Below are 16456 nucleotides of genomic sequence, written 5' to 3'. Positions count from 1 at the left end.
AACACGTAACCCATCAGTCACAAGGCGTTCGTGATCAGGCAACACCGTTCGTTCACAGTGAGGATATGACTGATGTGACCTCCGCGAAGAGCGCCCGCCGTCCGCACCACTGGCGGCGGGACCTGATCGAACTGGCCGCCCTGTTCACCGCCGTGGCCGTGGCCGACGCCATCGCCAACCTGATCGGACACCAGCCGGACGGGCCCTACCTGCTCGTGGCGTCGGCGGTGGCCCTGGTGGCCACCGCGGCGTTCCACACCTGGTGGGCGCGACGGCACAGTCACGCTCCCCCGTCCGGTGAGGGGGGCTCCGTGCCGGATCGAGCGGACGCGGCGGAGCGCGGGGCACGGGACGGGGCGGCGGGCGGGGCCGGGGGCAGCGGTGCGGGCAGGATCGCCGGCGCCGAGGAGACCACGCTGTGGCGGATGCGGACGACCGTGCGCGACGCCCCGGGCAGTCTGGCCGCGCTGTGCGTGGCCCTCGCCGGGCTCCGGGTGGACATCCTCACCCTGGGGACCCACCCGCTGGCGCGGGGGACCGTCGACGAGTTCCTGCTGCGGGCCCCGGCCTCGCTCCAGGCCCAGGAGCTGTCCCGGGAGATCGCGGCCGCCGGCGGCGCGTCCACGTGGATCGAGCGGGCGGACGCCCACGATCTGGTCGACATCCCGACCCGGATGCTGTCACTGGCCACCCGGACGGCGCTCGACGCGGCCGAGCTTCCGCTCGCCCTGCGCCAGTTGCTCGGCCGGTGCACCATCCACTCGCTGCCCGCCCTCTCCGTCACCGGCCGCCAGACCGGGGAGAGCGCCCCGGTCGAGGGCGTGCTGGAAGAGACGGTGATGCGGCTGCGGGACCCGTCCGGCGGGGTGATCTCCGTGGAGCGGCCCTATCTGCCGTTCACACCGACCGAGTTCGCGCGGGCGCGTGCCCTGGTCGAGCTGGACGCCCGCCTCGGCCCGCGGGTACCGCGCAGCGAGGACGTCCTCACGCTGCCCGAGGGCAACGAGATCACCGTGCGCCGCGCGGACCACGGCGATCTCACCGCCGCCCGCGCCATGCACGACCGCTGCTCGCAGCGCACTCTGGGCCTGCGCTACCACGGTCCGGTCGCGGACGCGGACCGCTATCTCGACCATCTGCTGAGCCCCCGCTTCGGTCGCACCCTGGCAGTACAGACGGCCTCCGGCAAGCTGGTGGCGCTGGGCCACCTCCTCTGGGACGGCGACGAGACCGAGGTCGCCCTCCTCGTCGAGGACGACTGGCAGCGCCGGGGCGTCGGCTCCGAGTTGCTCGGCCGCCTGGTGGCCCTCGCCAGGGAGGCGGGCTGCGACAGCGTGTACGCCGTGACGCAGTCCCACAACACCGGCATGGTGGCGGCGATGCGCGCGCTGGAGCTGCCCCTCGACTACCAGATCGAGGAGGGCACGCTCGTCATCACCGCCCGGCTGACGACCGACCGGCTGACGACTGAAGGGGCCGCCCTTCCGTCCGCGCCGACGGAAGGGGCCCGTCGCTGAGCGCCTGGCACAGGTCCGCCCACAGGTCCTCGACGTCCTCCAGGCCGACCGACATCCGCAGCAGCCGGTCGCCTACGCCGGACGCCCGCCGGTCTCCCTCCTCCACGATGCGGTGGCTGATGGAGGCCGGGTGCTGGATCAGCGAGTCCACGCTGCCGAGGCTGACGGCGGGCGTGATGAGCCGCACCCCGGAGATCACCCGGTGCGGGTCCCCGTACACCTCGAAGGAGATCATCGCGCCACCGATCCGCGGGTAGTGCACCCGGGCGATGCGCGGGTCGGCGGTGAGCCTGCGGACGAGTTCGGCCGCGCTCGTCGAGGCCGCCCGTACGCGCACCGAAAGCGTGGACAGGCCGCGCAGCAGGAGGTAGCCGGCCAGCGGGTGCAGCACTCCGCCGGTGGCGAAGCGGACCTGGCGCAGCGTGGCGGCGAACTCCTCGTCGCAGGCGACGACGCCGCCCATGACGTCCCCGTGGCCGCCGAGGTACTTGGTGGCGCTGTGCAGGACGATCCGCGCGCCGTGTTCGACGGGACGCTGCAGGACGGGGGTGGCGAAGGTGTTGTCGACCAGCAGCGGGACGGTTCCGCAGGCGTGGGCGACGGCCCGGATGTCGATCTCGGCCAGCGTCGGGTTGGCAGGCGTCTCGACCATCACGAGCCCGGTGTCCGGGCGTATGGCGTCGGCGATACCCGCCGGGTCGGTCCAGGTCACCTCGGTGCCCAGCAGCCCGGCGCCGAGCAGATGGTCGCTGCAGCCGTAGAGCGGGCGGACCGCGACGACATGGCGCAGCCCCTGGCTCGCGCGGGCGAGCAGGACCGCGGTCAGCGCCGCCATCCCGCTGGCGAAGGCGACCGCGCTCTCGGCGCCCTCCAGCCGGGCGAGCGCCGTCTCGAAGCGGCCCGTGGTGGGGTTGTCCAGCCGGGCGTAGACGGGCGGCCCGTCGGGTCGGGCACCGGTGGTGGCGAAGGCGTCGATCCGCATCGCCTCGCCGCGCGAGTCGTAGGAGGGGTAGGTGGTGGACAGGTCGATCGGCGGGGCGTGCAGACCGAGGGAGGCGAGGTCGTCGCGTCCGGCGTGCACGGCTTCGGTGGCGAGAGCCCTGGACGGGGTGGGGGCAGGGAGCGTCATCGAGACTTCGTTGTCCATGGCGTCACTCTGAACAGTTACCGGTTCGTAGGGGCAATTTCCCGTGCTACGTTCGCCACATGTCCGACTCTGTCGCTCTTGATCCGGTGGATCTGCAGATTCTGCGGCTGCTGCAGAACGATGTGCGGACCACGTACCGGGAGCTCGCGGCCGAGGTCGGCGTGGCCGCGTCGACCTGCCTGGACCGGGTGGCCCGGCTGCGCCGCTCCGGGGTGATCCTCGGGGACCAGCTGCGCCTCGATCCGGCGAAGCTCGGCCGGGGTCTTCAGGCGCTGCTCCTGGTGCAGGTCCGGCCGCACCGACGGGAGCTCATCGGCCCGTTCGTCGACCGCGTCAAGTCCTTGCCGGAGTCGCGTGCGCTCTTCCATCTCACCGGCCCCGACGACTATCTGGTGCAGGTCGCGGTGGCCGACGCTGCTGATCTGCAGCGGCTGGTGCTGGACGAGTTCACCTCGCGGCGGGAGGTGGCCCGGGTGGACACCCGGCTGATCTTCCAGCAGTGGGACTGCGGGCCACTGCTGCCTCCGGCCGGGAGCTGAGTACCGGAAACCTGTGCGGACGCGCCCGCGACGCCCACCGGAAGCCGGAAGCGCTGGAAGTGATCGTCTTTCGGACGCCCCGGGGCCCCGATGATGACGAGGAGGCCACCGTCGTACGAGGATGTCCGCATGTCAGACACTTCGAGCAGCGCGCTGCCCCGTCAGGTCGCCGACGCCTACGTCGACGCCATCATCGAACTCGACCCCATCACGGGCACCTATCTGGGTGTGTCCGAAAGCTCGCGTCGGCTGCCCGACTTCTCACCTGCGGGTCAGGCCGCGGTCGCCGACCTCATCCGCGCGACGCTGCGGGAGCTGGACGCCGCCGAGCGGCGTCCCGGTGCGGAGAGCGAATCCGAACGGCGCTGCGGACGCCTCCTGCGGGAACGCCTGACGGCGGAACTCGCCGTGCACGAGGCCGAGGAGGGACTGCGGACGGTCTCCAACCTGCAGTCGCCGGCCCACAGCATCACCGAGGTCTTCACTCTCACGCCGACCGCGACGGACGAGGACTGGGCGGCGGTCGTGGATCGGCTGCGCGCGGTGCCCGCCGCGCACGAGGGGTACCGCGCCTCGCTCGCACTCGGCCTGGAGCGCAAGCTGTACGGCGGTCCCCGCGCGACCGCCACGTTCGTCGGTCAGCTCACGGAGTGGGGCGGGGAGGGCGAGGGCACGGCGTTCTTCGCGGAGTTCGTCGCCCCCGGCCCCGCGTCGCTGCGGGCGGAGCTGGACGAGGCCGCACGGCTGGCGACGGCCTCGGTCCTCTCCCTGCGTGACTGGGTGCGCGATGTGTACGCCCCGGGCGTCGAGGGGGCCCCGGACCCGGTGGGCCGGGAGCGCTACGCCCTCTGGTCGCGGCTGTACAACGGCACCGACCTGGATCTCGACGAGGCGTACGCGTACGGGTGGTCGGAGTACCACCGGCTGCTCGCCGAGATGAGGACCGAGGCCGAGAAGATCCTGCCAGGGGCCGGCCCCTGGGAGGCGCTCGCCCACCTCGACGTGCACGGCAAGCACATCGAGGGCGTGGACGAGGTCCGCGAGTGGCTCCAGGGTCTGATGGACGAGGCGATCGAGGCGCTGGACGGCACGCACTTCGACCTCGCCGAGCGGGTACGGAAGGTGGAGTCCCGCATCGCGCCGCCCGGCGGGGCCGCCGCGCCGTACTACACCGGCCCCTCCGAGGACTTCTCCCGCCCCGGGCGCACCTGGCTGCCCACCATGGGCGAGACCCGTTTCCCGGTGTACGACCTGGTCTCGACCTGGTACCACGAGGGCGTTCCCGGCCACCACCTGCAGATCGCTCAGTGGACGCACGTCGCCGACAGCCTCTCCCGTTACCAGGCGTCGATCGGCATGGTCAGCGCGAACGCCGAGGGCTGGGCGCTGTACGCGGAGCGGCTGATGGACGAGTTGGGCTTCCTGCCCGACGCGGAACGGCGACTCGGCTATCTGGACGCGCAGATGATGCGCGCCTGCCGGGTGATCGTCGACATCGGCATGCACCTGGAGCTGGAGATTCCGGCGGACTCCCCCTTCCACCCGGGCGAGCGCTGGACACCCGATCTGGCCCAGGAGTTCTTCGGCAACCACAGCGGCCGTCCCGCCGACTTCGTGGAGAGCGAGCTGACCCGCTATCTGTCGATGCCGGGCCAGGCCATCGGCTACAAGCTCGGGGAGCGCGCCTGGCTGCTCGGCCGGGAGAACGCGCGCGCCGCGCACGGCGACGGCTTCGACCTGAAGGCCTGGCACATGGCGGCGCTCTCCCAGGGGTCGCTGGGCCTGGACGATCTGGTGGACGAGCTGTCGCGGCTCTGATCGAGGAAATCTGATCGAGGAAAGAGGGGCAGCACGTCATGAACGGCATGAGCGAGCGGAACGGATTCCTTTTCTGCGCCGACCCGTTGCGGCTCTCCCGGCCCGATCCGCAGTTCGCGGCCGAGCTCGCGGCGGCGCGTGCGGCAGGCGGGCGGACCGCGCTGCTCGATCATGACGCGCTGCTCGCGGGGGACGCGGCCGGGGCGGTGGCCCGGGTCGCGCGGGACTCCGGGCCGTACTGGTACCGGGGCTGGATGATCCCCTCCGCCCGGTACGCGGAGCTGGAGGCCGCGCTCGGCGCCCGGGGCTGCGCGCTGCTCACCGGCGCCGCCGGCTACCGGAAGGCGCACGAACTCCCCGGCTGGTACGAGGAGTTCGACGGGTTCACGCCGCACAGCGTGTGGTGCGCCATGACTCCGGGGGCTCCGCCGCCCACCGCCGACGAGTTGGCCGGGCTCGCGGCGCCCCTGGGGTCGGGGCCCGGCATCGTGAAGGACTTCGTCAAGTCCCGCAAGCACGAGTGGTATGAGGCGTGTTACGTACCGGATTTGGCGGACGCGGAGCAACTGGCCTCCGTGGTCGGCCGGTTCGTCGAGCTGCAGGGGCCCTTCCTCTCGGGCGGCCTGGTCCTGCGGTCCTTCGAGCCGTTCGTCGCGGGCGGTGAGGCGCGGGTGTGGTGGGTGGACGGGGAGGCGGTGCTCGTCACCGCCCACCCCGACACCCCGGGCCCGGTGTCCGTTCCCGAACCGGCCTTCCCGCGGGAGGCCGTGGGCCGCCTCGGGCTGCGCTGGGTCACCACCGACCTGGCGTTGCGCGAGGACGGGGTGTGGCGGGTGGTGGAGGTCGGCGACGGTCAGGTCAGCGGGCTCCCCGCCGGTTCGGAGGCCGGGGTCCTGTTCGCCGCGCTGGCGGGCGTCGAACCGCGCTGACCTCCACCCGCGCCTCGGTATCAGCAGCCGCAGTCGGCGGCGTCGGCCGGCGCGGTGAGCGGGTCGGCTCCGCGCCGCTCGACGCCCTCCCAGGTCTCGAAGGCGAATCCCTCGCGCACCCAGTACTCGAATCCGCCGAGCATCTCCTTGACCTGGTAGCCCAGTTGGGCGAGGGCCAGGGCCGCGCGGGTAGCGCCGTTGCAGCCCGGCCCCCAGCAGTACGTGATGACGGGGACGGCCGGGTCCAGGAGTGCCGCCGCCTGCTCGGCGATCAGCGCGGTGGGCAGGTGCACCGCGCCGGGCACATGTCCCTGGTCCCAGGAAGCGGTGGAGCGGCTGTCCAGGACGACGAACCCGGGATCGCCGTCGGCGGCCAGCGTGGAGGCGACGTCGGAGACGTCGGCGTGGAAGGCGAGCGAAGCACCGAAGTAGGCCGCCGCCGCAGCGGGAGAAGCGGGCGCGACGCGCAGAACGGGGTTGTCGGCCGTGGCCGTGATGTGCGAGGTCATGACCATGAATCTATGGCCGCGGAACGGGACCGGGAAGCGGGATTCCCCGGCACTCCTCTTGATTCGCCGGGGATTTCCCTGTTGTCTCGGCCCAGTGACCGACTATTCCCCGGACGCCACCGACTGGCGCATCCTCGACGTCCTCCAGCGCGACGGCCGCGCCACCTTCGCCGAGCTCGCACGCGCCGTCGCCATGTCCCCGAGCGCCGTGACGGAGCGGGTGCGCCGGCTGGAGGAGCTGGGGGTGATCAGCGGGTACGCGGCGGTGGTCGACGCCGAGCGGCTCGGGCTGCCCGTTCTCGCCCTGGTACGCCTGCGTTACCCGAACGGGAACTACAAGCCCTTCCACGATCTCCTGGAGACCACACCGGAGATCATCGAGGCCCACCACGTCACAGGCGACGACTGCTTCGTCCTCAAGGTCACGGCCCGTTCGATGAAGCACCTGGAGGAGACCACCGGGCGAATCGGCGCGCTGGGCTCCGTCACCACCAGCGTCGTGTACTCCTCGCCGCTCCCCCGCCGGGCGATCGGCCGCTGACCCGGCGGGGCGTCCGCGTGGCCGGGCCGGTCACAGGCGGTGGCGGACGGAGGAGCCCTGGCGCTCCTTCACCACCTCCAGCCGGACCGGGATCCTGCGGCGCAGGTCGGCCACATGGCTGACGATGCCGACGCTGCGATCCCGCTCCCGCAGGGAGTCCAGCACGTCGAGCACCTCGTCCAGGGTCTGGTCGTCCAGGCTGCCGAACCCCTCGTCGATGAAGAGGGTGTCCAGGCGTACGCCGCCGGCCTCCTCGGTCACGACGTCGGCGAGGCCCAGCGCTAGTGCCAGCGAGGCGAAGAACGTCTCCCCGCCGGAGAGCGTCGCGGTATCCCGTTCACTGCCGGTCCAGGCGTCGACCACGTGCAGCCCGAGCCCTGCTCTGCGTCCGCCGGTGCGGGCGTCGGAGTGGACCAGGGTGTAACGGCCGGAGGACATCCTCTGAAGCCGTGCGGTGGCGGCGGCCGCCACCTGTTCGAGGCGGGCGGCCAGGACGTACGCCTCCAGGCGCATCTTGCGCTCGTTGTCGGCGGAGGTGCCCGCCGCCAGACCCGCGAGCCGGGCGATCCGCTCGTACTCCTGGCGCACGGGGCCGAGCCGCCGCACCTCGTCGGCGGCCTGACCGGAGAGCCGGGCCAGCTCCCCGCAGCGCTGGTCTGCGGCGGCGAGTGCGGAGGACGCCTCGCGCGACAGCCACTCCGCCGTCTCGAACTCGCCCTGAGCCGCCGATGGTTGAGCGGGCGGCTGCTCGGCGGCCTCGCGGGCGTCGCGTTCGCCGCGGCGGTCGGCGACCGCGGCGGCCTCGGCCTGCCAGGCGTCGATACGGTGCTGGAGGTCGCGTTGGGCGGCGGCGTCGAGGAGGGTCGCCGCAGCGGCCTCCGGGGTGTCGAAGCCGGCCCGGAACGCCGCGTCGGAGAGCCGGCCGTCAGCCTCCTTGCGCCGCCGACCCGTCTCCTGTTCGGCGCGTACCGCGTCGGCGGCGTCGGCGAGGCGTGCCACGCGGCGGGTCAATCGCTCCGCGTGCGCCGCGACGGACGGCGACTCACCCCGGGCGGCGGCGATCTGCTCCTCCAGGCGGGCCTGTTCGGCATCGAGGGCCTCGCGCGCGGCAGTGCGAGCGGAGATCCGGCTGTGCGCTTCCTGCCGCTGTTCCAGCCGCTCGGCGTGCTCGCGCTCGGCGGTGGTGAGGGCCTCACGCGCCGGGTTCGTCGCGGCGGCGAGTCGGTGGGCCTCGGCGTGTTCGTCGGCCAACCGGTCTACCAGCGCACTGAGTTCGGCCACGGTGGAGGATGCGGAGGCATCGTCCGCCCGAGCCTCCGTCTCCGCCGCCGCGTGCCGTTCGCGTACGAGTCCGAGCTGCTGTTGCGCACGGGCGCGGGTCTCCTCGGCGGACCGCTGGGCGGCCAGGGCCCTCTCCTCCGTCGCCCGGTCGACATGGCCGTCACCGGGGCTGGCGGGGACCGGGTGTTCGGCCGACCCGCAGACCGTGCAAGGCTCGCCCGTGACGAGACCTGCGGCCAGCTCGGCCGCGATGCCCCGCAGTCGGCGTTCGCGCAGGTCGAGCCAGGATGTGCGGGCATCCAGCTCCTGTTCACGTGCGGCGGTGAGCCGCTCCTCCGCCTGCTGGACGTCGGTGGCGAGCGCGTCACGGCGGCCCGCCGCGTCCAGGCGGCGGCGGGCCGGGGCGAGGAGTCCGGCGAGCTGCTCGGCGCGGGTGGCGGCCTCCTGCGAGGCGTCGATGCGTCCCTTGAGGGCCGCACGGTTGATGTCCCAGTCGGCAAGCCACGCGTCCGCCTCGCGGATCAGCTCGTCGTCTGCCTGGGCCTCCCGGTTCAGCCGGACGCGCTCCCCGTCGATCCGCGCACTGCGCTCCTCGGCCTGTCGCGCCGCGTCGAGTGCGTACAGCTCCTGCTGGAACTTCCTTTCCAGCTCGGCCAGTTGGTCAGTGCCCGCGTCGGAGAGCTCCGGAATCAGCAGCGACCGGGCCCGGTCGAGACCTTCGCTCGCGGCCAGGTACGCCCGCTCCGCCTCCTCGCGCAGCTCCAGCGCCGGGGCGACCCGGTCCGCCCTGCGGGCGCGTTCCAGCTGTTCCTGGCAGCGGTCGTGTTCGGGCCGGCGCTCCTCCAGGGCCGCGACGCGGCGCACGGTCTCCTCGTACCGCTGCTGGAGGCGGGCGCGTTCGCGCTCGGTGTCCAGGGCGTGGCGTGCCGCGCGCTGTCGGCCCTCGGCCTCGGTCAGGACGCAGTGGGCGATGCCGAGGCGTTCACGGGCCGTGGACCGGGCGATGGCGGCCCACTCCAGAACGGCTTCGGCGAGACCGGGTTCGCCGGGTCGGGCGGCGATCGGCGTGGCCTCGGCCCCGACGGGTCCGGCCGCCTGGGCGATGCGCTGGGCGAGGGCGAGGATCCGCTCGTCGGCGGCGGTGACCCTGGCCTCCGCGCCCCGGCGCAGTTCGGCGAGGCGTTCCTCGACGGCGGCGAAGCGGCGGGTGTCGAAGAGCCGGCCGAGGAGCTTGCCGCGGGCTTCGGCGTCCGAGCGCAGGAAGCGGGCGAAATCTCCCTGTGGCAACAGCACCACCTGGCAGAACTGGTCCCGGCTCATGCCGATGAGCTGGGTCAGCTCCTCGCCGATCTCCTGGTGCGACTTGCTGAGCGCCTGCCAGCCGCGTTCGGGGTCATGGCCGCGCAGCCGGCTCTGGGCCTTCTCCATGGTGAAGCCGTCGCCGCGCTTCTTCGGGCGGGGCTGGGCGGGGCTGCGGGTGACTTCGAGGCGTCGGCCGCCGACGGTCAGTTCCAGCTGGACCTCGGTGGGCAGGTCCGCCGGGGCGTGGTCGCTGCGCAGGGAGGCGCCGGGGCTCTGCCGGGCGCCGGGGACGGCCCCGTACAGGGCGAAGCAGACGGCGTCCAGGACGGAGGTCTTCCCGGCGCCGGTGGGGCCGTGGAGCAGGAAGAGCCCGGCGGAGGAGAGGGCGTCGAAGTCGACTTCCTGGGTGGCGCCGAACGGGCCGAAGGCGGTGATGCTCAGGCGGTGCAGTCTCACCGGGACACCTCGCGCACGGTCTCGTCCACCCGCACGTCGTCGAACGCGGCCCGCAGCACGGTGCGTTCGAGGTCGTTCGGGCCGCTGCCGCCGCGCACGTGGGCGACGAAGTCCTCGGCGATCTGGTGGTCGTCGCGGCCCTGGAGGCGCTGGGCGTAGGACGCCCCCGGGTCGTCCGGCGGCCGCTCGGGGTCGAAGACGAGGCTGAGGGTGCCCGGGAAGCGCCGGGCGAGGCGGGCCATGGGTTCGGCGGGGCGCGCCGGGTCGGTGAGGGTGGCCTCGACCCAGGCGTGCTCGTGGCGGTCCAGGGCGGGGTCCTCCAGGAGGGTGTCGAGCCGGCCGCGGAGCCGGGCGAGGGGCCGCTCCACGGGGCAGTCGATCCGTTCCTCGGTCGCGATGTCCCCGTCGCCGTCGAGGTCGATGAGCCACATCGTCTTGCGGTGGTCGGCCTCGGAGAAGGAGTAGGCGAGCGGGGAGCCGGAGTAGCGGACGCGGCTCGTGACCCGCTGGGAGCCGTGGAGATGGCCGAGGGCCACGTAGCCGACGCCGTCGAAGACCCCGGCCGGGACCGCCGCGACCCCGCCGACGGTGATGTCGCGTTCGCTGTCGCTGGGCTCCCCGCCCGCCACGAAGGCGTGTGCGAGGACGACGGAGCGGGTGCCCTTCGGGCGGGTGGCGAGGTCGGCGCGGACCCGGTCCATGGCGGCGGTAAGGACCGCCTCGTGGCCGGCCTTGGCCGCCCGGAGGACGTCCTTGACCAGGGCAGGTTCCAGGTAGGGCAGCCCGTAGAACGCCACGTCGCCGTGGTCGTCGGTGAGCACGACGGGGGTGGCGCAGTTCTCCGGGTCGGTCCGCAGGTGGATCCCGGCCCGCTCGAACAGCCCGGCGCCGACGCCGAGCCGGCGGGCCGAGTCGTGGTTGCCGGAGATCATGACGGTGGGGACGCCGACGGCGGCGAGCCGGTGCAGCGCGCGGTCGAACAGCTCGACGGCGGTGAGCGGCGGGACGGCCCGGTCGTAGACGTCGCCCGCGACGAGGACGACGTCCACCTCGCGCTCCTCGACGGTCGCCACGAGATGGTCGAGGTAGGCGGCCTGGGCGTCGAGGAGGGAGACGCGGTGGAAGGACCGGCCCAGGTGCCAGTCCGAGGTGTGCAGGATCCTCACGCCATCACTCCGGCGGATCCGGCCGGCGCCATCGCTCCGCCGGTCGCGGCCTGTCCCGCCACCTCGCCGCTCGCGGGCCGCATCGTCATTCCGCCGGTTCCGGCCTGCATCGTCGTCGTCCTCCACCCCGTGGGCCGCGCACCGGCGGCCCGTGATCCCGCTCGGCACCGACCACGCTAACGCCGCCGGGCCGCCGAACCCGCATCGATCATGATTTTGGCGTCCGTGGGATTGCCCTCATCGCGCGCGTTCGCACCTCGGCGCCGTCACACGTCGCCGTACGCCTCGCCGCCCAGCTCCAGCACGGCGGTCCCCGCGGTCGCGTCGGCCAGCCAGGCGGTGAACGCCTCGACATCGCCGTCCGGCAGCCCGATGTCGATGGTGACGGCCTCGGCGTACCGCACCTCGCGGACGTCCCGCCCGGTGGCCCGCAGGTCGTTCTCCAACTTTCCGGCCCGTTGGTGGTCGACCCGGATCGTGGCGAGCCGGAAGCGCTGCCGGGTGATGGTGCCGAGCGCGTCGAGGGCTTCGCCGACCACTCCCCCGTACGCCCGGATCAGCCCGCCCGCGCCGAGTTTGACCCCGCCGTAGTAGCGGGTGACGACCGCCACGGCGTACCGCACCTCCCGCCGCATGAGCATCTGGAGCATCGGGACCCCCGCGGTGCCGCCGGGTTCGCCGTCGTCGCTCGCCTTCTGTACGGAGGCGTCGGCGCCGATCACGTACGCGAAGCAGTTGTGGGAGGCGGTCGGGTGCTCCTTGCGGACGCGGGCGACGAATTCCTGCGCTTCCTGTTCGGTGGCGGCGGGGGCGAGGGAGCAGAGGAAACGGGATCGGTTGATCTCGCATCCGTGCACACCCGCGCGGGCGACGGTCCGGTACTGCTCCTGCATCCGTCCACCCTATGCGCCGCCGGGACGACGGGGTTCGGCGGGAATGAGCGGGCGGGGGTCGTCGGTTGTCCCGGCATGAACGCAGACGACACCTACGCGGACCCCGCGACGATCAGGCGGATTCTCCAGGACACGGGCGACACCTGGGCGGTGGTCGGCCTGTCCGGCAACCGTTCCCGGGCGGCCTTCGGTGTGGCGGAGGTCCTTCAGCGGTTCGGCAAGCGGGTGGTGCCCGTGCACCCGAAGGCCGAGACGGTGCACGGGGAGCAGGGGTACGCCTCGCTCGCGGACATCCCCTTCCCGGTCGACGTGGTGGACGTGTTCGTCAACAGCGAGCTGGCGGGCGGGGTCGCGGACGAGGCGGCGGCGGTGGGGGCGAAGGCGGTGTGGTTCCAGCTCGGCGTCGTGGACCCGGACGCCTTCGAGCGGACGCGCGCGGCGGGGCTGGACATGGTCATGGACCGGTGCCCGGCGATCGAGATCCCGCAGCTGGGACGGCCCGCCTGAGCGGACCGGGTGTGCGGGACGCCCCGGGACGGGAAGAATCTCCGCCGTGGACGACGTACTCGACGCAGACGTGCTCGACGGGGCCCGGACGACGGCCGCTCTGACCGCGCTGGGCGTACGGCCCGGCGAAGTGCTCCTGGTGCACGCCTCGCTGCGCTCGCTGGGTCCGGTGGCGGACGGTGCGCGGGGCGTGCTGGGCGCGCTGCGCCGGGCCGTGGGGCCGGAGGGGACCCTGGTGGTCCCCTCCTTCACCCCGGAGAACTCCGACACCTCCCCGCACTACCGCGCGCGGGTACGGGGCCTGGACGCGGGGGCCGTCGACGCCGTGCGGGCCTCGATGGAGCCGTACGACCCGTCGCTGACCCCCGCGCCGTCGATGGGCGCGCTGGCCGAGACCGTACGGACGGCTCCGGGGGCCGGGCGCAGTGCGCATCCGCAGACCTCGTTCGCCGCGCTGGGTCCGGAAGCGGCGCGGCTGCTCGCCGGGCACCGGGCCGACTGCCATCTCGGGGAGGACTCGCCGCTGGCCCGGCTGTACGAGGCGGATGCCCGGATTCTGCTGCTCGGCACGGGCTACGCCACGTGTACGGCGTTCCACCTGGGCGAGTACCGGATGCCCGGTCCGCCGCGCCGCAGCTACCGCTGTGTGGTGACGTCGCGGGGGGTGCGCCGGTGGTGGGAGTACGAGGATGTCGCCCTGGACGACGGTGACTTCGCCGCCCTGGGCGCGGCGTTCGAGGGTGTCGCGGCGGGCGGTGCCGTACGCGCGGGACGCGTGGGCGCGGCCGACTGCAGGCTTGTCCGGCTGCGCCCCGCCGTCGACTTCGCCACGGGCTGGCTCACGGAGCACCGGGCGACCGGGCGCTGACCCGGCCGCCCGAAGGGGAGTCGGGACGCCCCCGGAGGGAGGCGTCAGACGCCGAGGCCCTCGACGAGGGCGGCACCCGGGAGGGCGGCGAGCGCCTTGCCGGGGACGATGAGCTTGCCGCGTCGGCTGCCGCTGCCGATCAGGACCCACTCCTCGTCCACCACGGCGGGGTCCAGCAGGAGGGGCCAGGCGGCGGGCAGGCCGATCGGGGTGATGCCGCCGTACTCCATGCCGCTCTCGCCGACCGCCGTGTCCATCGACGCGAACGAGGCCTTGCGGGCGCCGAGGTGTTTACGGACGGCGCCGTTGACGTCGACCCGCGTGCGGGAGAGCACCACGCAGGCGGCGAGGGTGACGTCCTGGCCGCGCTTGCCCGCCACGACGACGCAGTTGGCCGAGGTGTCCAGCAGTTCCACGCCGTAGTGCTCGGCGAAGACCGCGGTGTCCGCGACGGCCGGGTCGCTGTCGACGTGGATGACCTGCTCGGCGGTGAACTCGCCCCAGCCGGCGGTCAGGGCCGTGACCACGGGGGCGGGGAGCAGGTCGAGCCGTTCCGCAGCGGGAGCGGCGTCCTCGAAGGTGCCGATGGGTGCGCGCATGGCGCTCACGCTAACAGCGGCGGGGGCGGGACCGGCCGGGCGTCTCAGCGTACGGGCGGGATGGCGACGACCATGGTGAACACGGCCGGTTCGGCGCCCTCGTTGCGGTAGCCGTGCGGCACGTGCGCCTCGAAGGTGGCGGAGGTTCCGGCGGGGACGGGATGGGTGCGGCCGTCGACGACGAGGGTCAGTTCGCCCTCGGTCACATGGAGGAGTTCGACGGTGCCCTCGGGGTGCGGGTCGGAGGTGGTGCCTTCGCTGGGCATCAGCCGGCAGGTCCACAGTTCGAGCGGGCCGCGGGCCTCGGCGCCCGCGAGCAGCGTGGTGGAGCTGCCCGCCTCGGTGGACCACATGCGGACGGCCCGGCTCTCCGGGACCAGCCGGACCTGGGCGCCCTGCTCGTGGTCGAGGAGGGTGGTGATGCTGACGCCGAGCGCGTCGGCCAGTTTGACGGTGGTGCCGACGCTCGGGTTCGTCCGCGCCTGCTCGATCTGGATGATCATCCCGCGGCTGACCCCGGCACGGGCCGCGAGGGCGTCGAGGGTGAAGCCGCGCTCCCCCCGCCAGCGCTTGAGGTTGCGGGCCAGCGACTGGGTGAGCTGGTCGAGGTCGGACACGTACCGTCCCTGCGGTGGATGGCGGAGTGCGGGTGGCGGGGTGCGGCGTACTGGGTGCGGCGGGCTGAGTCGCGTACGGCGCATGCCGGGGTCAAGAATATTGCACTGCCGTACGGTGCACTCCCGCGTCCGGCGGGCTGTACCGCCACCGCCGCCCTACGGCGTTTCGGGTGCCTCGTCCAGCTCCGCGAGGGCCAGCAGCTGTTCGGTCGTGACGCCCTCGGGGATCGGCACGGGCGCCGGTGTGCGCAGGGGCGGCTGCCAGCCCTTCTCCGGGTCCCAGCTGCGGACGACGCGGGCGGGGGCCCCCGCGACCACGGCGTGGTCGGGGACCTCGCCCCGGACGACCGCGCCAGCGGCGACCACGACGTTCCGGCCGAGCCGGGCACCGGGCAGGATCACCGCGCCGGTGCCGATCCAGCAGCCGGGCCCGATCGCCACCGGTTCCATCCGGGGCCACTGCTTGCCCACGGGCTCGTGCGGGTCGTCGTAGCTGTGGTTGGTCGAGGTGATGTAGACGTACGGACCGCAGTACGTGTCCGGGCCGATCGTCACCGTCGTGTCCGCGATCACATGGCTGCCGCGCCCCAGCACCACGCCGTCGCCCAGCGTGAGGACGGTGTCGGGGCCGAGGTCCAGGTCCGGCATCATCCCGGCCGTGAGCGTGACCTGCTCGCCGATGACGCAGTGCGCGCCGAGCTCGATCCACGGCTCCCCGAACACGGTCCCCTGCGGGAAGGCGAGCCGGGTCCCCGTCCCGATCGCGCGGAACCGCAGCCGGCCGGGGTGCTCGGCGGTGACCGCGCCCGCCCGCTGCGCCCAGGCCCAGCCGAGGTGGACCGCGCGGGAGGCGGCACGGCGCGGCCGGCGGGCGAGGAAGGAGAACGCGTTTCGGTTCTTCGGCACGCGCTCACGGTAGTCGGCGGCGCGGTGGGCGATCTGCGCGATGACCTGTGATGTTCGCCCCACCGGGCGCTGTGCGCGGAGAGTCGTCCCCTACCGTGTGAGTCGGCCGGGTCCGGCGGATCCGACGGATTCGGCGGGAAGGCCCAGGAGCACCACACCGGCGCGAAGGAGCAGGCGATGGCGGAGCAGGCGTTGATCACGGGCATGGGCGGCAAGGAGCCGGACATCGACGTGGACGCGTTCGTGGCCCCGACCTCCGTGGTGATCGGCGAGGTGACGCTCGCCGCGGGCTCCAGCGTCTGGTACCAGGCCGTGCTGCGGGCCGACTGCGGTCCCATCACGCTCGGCCCCGACAGCAACATCCAGGACAACTGCAGCGTGCACACCGACCCCGGGTTCCCGCTCACCGTGGGCGCTCGGGTCTCGGTCGGCCACAACGCGGTGCTGCACGGCTGTGTGATCGAGGACGACGTGCTGGTGGGGATGGGCGCCACGGTGCTCAACGGCGCGCACATCGGGGCCGGTTCGCTGGTCGCGGCGCAGACCCTCGTGCCGCAGGGGATGCGGGTGCCGCCGGGCTCGCTCGTGGCGGGGGTGCCCGCGAAGGTGAAGCGGCTGCTGACCGCCGAGGAGCTGGAGGGCATCCGCTTCAACGCGGCCGGGTACGTGGAGCTGGCGAAGGCCCACCGTGAGGCGCACGGGGGCTGACGCCCGGATTCCGGCCGACAGCGCACCCGGGCCGCGGGCCCCCCCCCCCCCGGGGGGGGGCGGCCCCCGGGGGGGGGGGCGGGTGTGAAACAGGGGGGGGGGGCGGGCGCCCCCACCGGCGAAAGCCGGGCGGCCCCCCGGCCGGCCCCCCGC

16 protein-coding genes are annotated in these 16456 nt (G+C 73.5%); 8 read left to right on the top strand and 8 right to left on the bottom strand.

Features of this window, described 5'->3' with window-relative positions; translation table 11 throughout:
* Positions 1-74: 74 nt before the first annotated feature.
* A complete protein-coding gene (locus ACIQRW_RS30055; RefSeq protein WP_403766314.1) occupies positions 75-1517 on the top strand; it encodes a GNAT family N-acetyltransferase in 1443 nt (480 codons plus the stop codon).
* On the opposite strand, the gene ACIQRW_RS30050 is transcribed toward ACIQRW_RS30055, so the two are convergent.
* Positions 1435-2664, bottom strand: coding sequence for a trans-sulfuration enzyme family protein (locus ACIQRW_RS30050; RefSeq protein WP_403766051.1), 1230 nt, complete (start codon positions 2662-2664; stop codon positions 1435-1437). The two genes, ACIQRW_RS30055 and ACIQRW_RS30050, sit on opposite strands and share 83 nt — an antisense overlap.
* A 59-nt stretch (positions 2665-2723) precedes the next feature.
* On the opposite strand from ACIQRW_RS30050, the gene ACIQRW_RS30045 reads away from it, so the two are divergent.
* The 3 genes from ACIQRW_RS30045 (at position 2724) to ACIQRW_RS30035 (ending at position 5950) form a co-directional block, all read left to right on the top strand.
* A complete protein-coding gene (locus ACIQRW_RS30045) occupies positions 2724-3203 on the top strand; it encodes an Lrp/AsnC family transcriptional regulator (protein ID WP_403766048.1) in 480 nt (159 codons plus the stop codon).
* Positions 3204-3332: 129 nt separating this feature from the next.
* Entirely contained in the window at positions 3333-5021 is a 1689-nt protein-coding gene (locus ACIQRW_RS30040; protein ID WP_403766046.1) for a DUF885 domain-containing protein, read from the top strand.
* Positions 5022-5068: 47 nt separating this feature from the next.
* On the top strand, positions 5069-5950 hold the full coding sequence (locus ACIQRW_RS30035; RefSeq protein WP_403766311.1) for an ATP-grasp domain-containing protein: 882 nt from the start codon (positions 5069-5071) through the stop codon (positions 5948-5950).
* A gap of 20 nt (positions 5951-5970) precedes the next feature.
* Here ACIQRW_RS30035 and ACIQRW_RS30030 read toward each other — a convergent pair whose 3' ends face one another.
* Positions 5971-6465 (bottom strand): rhodanese-like domain-containing protein, encoded by a 495-nt coding sequence (locus ACIQRW_RS30030; protein WP_403766043.1) that lies wholly within the window; start codon positions 6463-6465, stop codon positions 5971-5973.
* An 88-nt stretch (positions 6466-6553) separates the two neighbouring features.
* Here ACIQRW_RS30030 and ACIQRW_RS30025 point away from each other — a divergent pair, with 88 nt between their 5' ends.
* Entirely contained in the window at positions 6554-7000 is a 447-nt protein-coding gene (locus ACIQRW_RS30025; RefSeq protein WP_403766040.1) for an Lrp/AsnC family transcriptional regulator, read from the top strand.
* A 30-nt stretch (positions 7001-7030) separates the two neighbouring features.
* On the opposite strand, the gene ACIQRW_RS30020 is transcribed toward ACIQRW_RS30025, so the two are convergent.
* From ACIQRW_RS30020 to ACIQRW_RS30010, 3 genes are all read right to left on the bottom strand, one after another.
* Complete coding sequence (locus ACIQRW_RS30020) at positions 7031-10039, bottom strand: AAA family ATPase (RefSeq protein WP_403766037.1); 3009 nt, start codon at positions 10037-10039, stop codon at positions 7031-7033.
* Positions 10036-11205, bottom strand: coding sequence for an exonuclease SbcCD subunit D (locus ACIQRW_RS30015; RefSeq protein WP_403766034.1), 1170 nt, complete (start codon positions 11203-11205; stop codon positions 10036-10038). The genes ACIQRW_RS30020 and ACIQRW_RS30015 overlap by 4 nt, the downstream gene beginning before the upstream one ends.
* Positions 11206-11471: 266 nt before the next feature.
* On the bottom strand, positions 11472-12098 hold the full coding sequence (locus ACIQRW_RS30010) for a YigZ family protein (protein WP_403766031.1): 627 nt from the start codon (positions 12096-12098) through the stop codon (positions 11472-11474).
* 75 nt (positions 12099-12173) lie between these two features.
* On the opposite strand from ACIQRW_RS30010, the gene ACIQRW_RS30005 reads away from it, so the two are divergent.
* Both ACIQRW_RS30005 and ACIQRW_RS30000 read left to right on the top strand, forming a co-directional pair.
* Entirely contained in the window at positions 12174-12605 is a 432-nt protein-coding gene (locus tag ACIQRW_RS30005) for a CoA-binding protein (RefSeq protein ID WP_403766028.1), read from the top strand.
* Positions 12606-12651: 46 nt separating this feature from the next.
* Positions 12652-13473: an aminoglycoside N(3)-acetyltransferase gene (locus ACIQRW_RS30000; protein WP_403766025.1), complete on the top strand. Its 822-nt coding sequence runs from the start codon at positions 12652-12654 to the stop codon at positions 13471-13473.
* A gap of 44 nt (positions 13474-13517) precedes the next feature.
* Here the strand turns inward: ACIQRW_RS30000 and ACIQRW_RS29995 are convergent, their stop codons facing one another.
* The 3 genes from ACIQRW_RS29995 to ACIQRW_RS29985 all read right to left on the bottom strand — a co-directional run bounded on the left by ACIQRW_RS29995 (position 13518) and on the right by ACIQRW_RS29985 (position 15595).
* Positions 13518-14072, bottom strand: a complete 555-nt coding sequence (locus tag ACIQRW_RS29995; RefSeq protein WP_403766023.1) for a YbaK/EbsC family protein — start codon at positions 14070-14072, stop codon at positions 13518-13520.
* A 44-nt stretch (positions 14073-14116) separates the two neighbouring features.
* A complete protein-coding gene (locus ACIQRW_RS29990; RefSeq protein ID WP_403766021.1) occupies positions 14117-14689 on the bottom strand; it encodes a helix-turn-helix domain-containing protein in 573 nt (190 codons plus the stop codon).
* Positions 14690-14845: 156 nt separating this feature from the next.
* A complete protein-coding gene (locus ACIQRW_RS29985; RefSeq protein WP_403766018.1) occupies positions 14846-15595 on the bottom strand; it encodes an acyltransferase in 750 nt (249 codons plus the stop codon).
* Positions 15596-15772: 177 nt separating this feature from the next.
* Between ACIQRW_RS29985 and ACIQRW_RS29980 the strand changes: the two genes are divergently transcribed.
* A complete protein-coding gene (locus tag ACIQRW_RS29980) occupies positions 15773-16303 on the top strand; it encodes a gamma carbonic anhydrase family protein (RefSeq protein WP_403766015.1) in 531 nt (176 codons plus the stop codon).
* The last annotated feature ends 153 nt before the right edge of the window (positions 16304-16456 follow it).

This window comes from Streptomyces sp. NPDC091287 (genome assembly GCF_044768525.1).
GTDB lineage: Bacteria > Actinomycetota > Actinomycetes > Streptomycetales > Streptomycetaceae > Streptomyces.
Note: the sequence above shows the minus strand (reverse complement) of the source record. Positions and strands in the feature narration are given on the sequence as shown.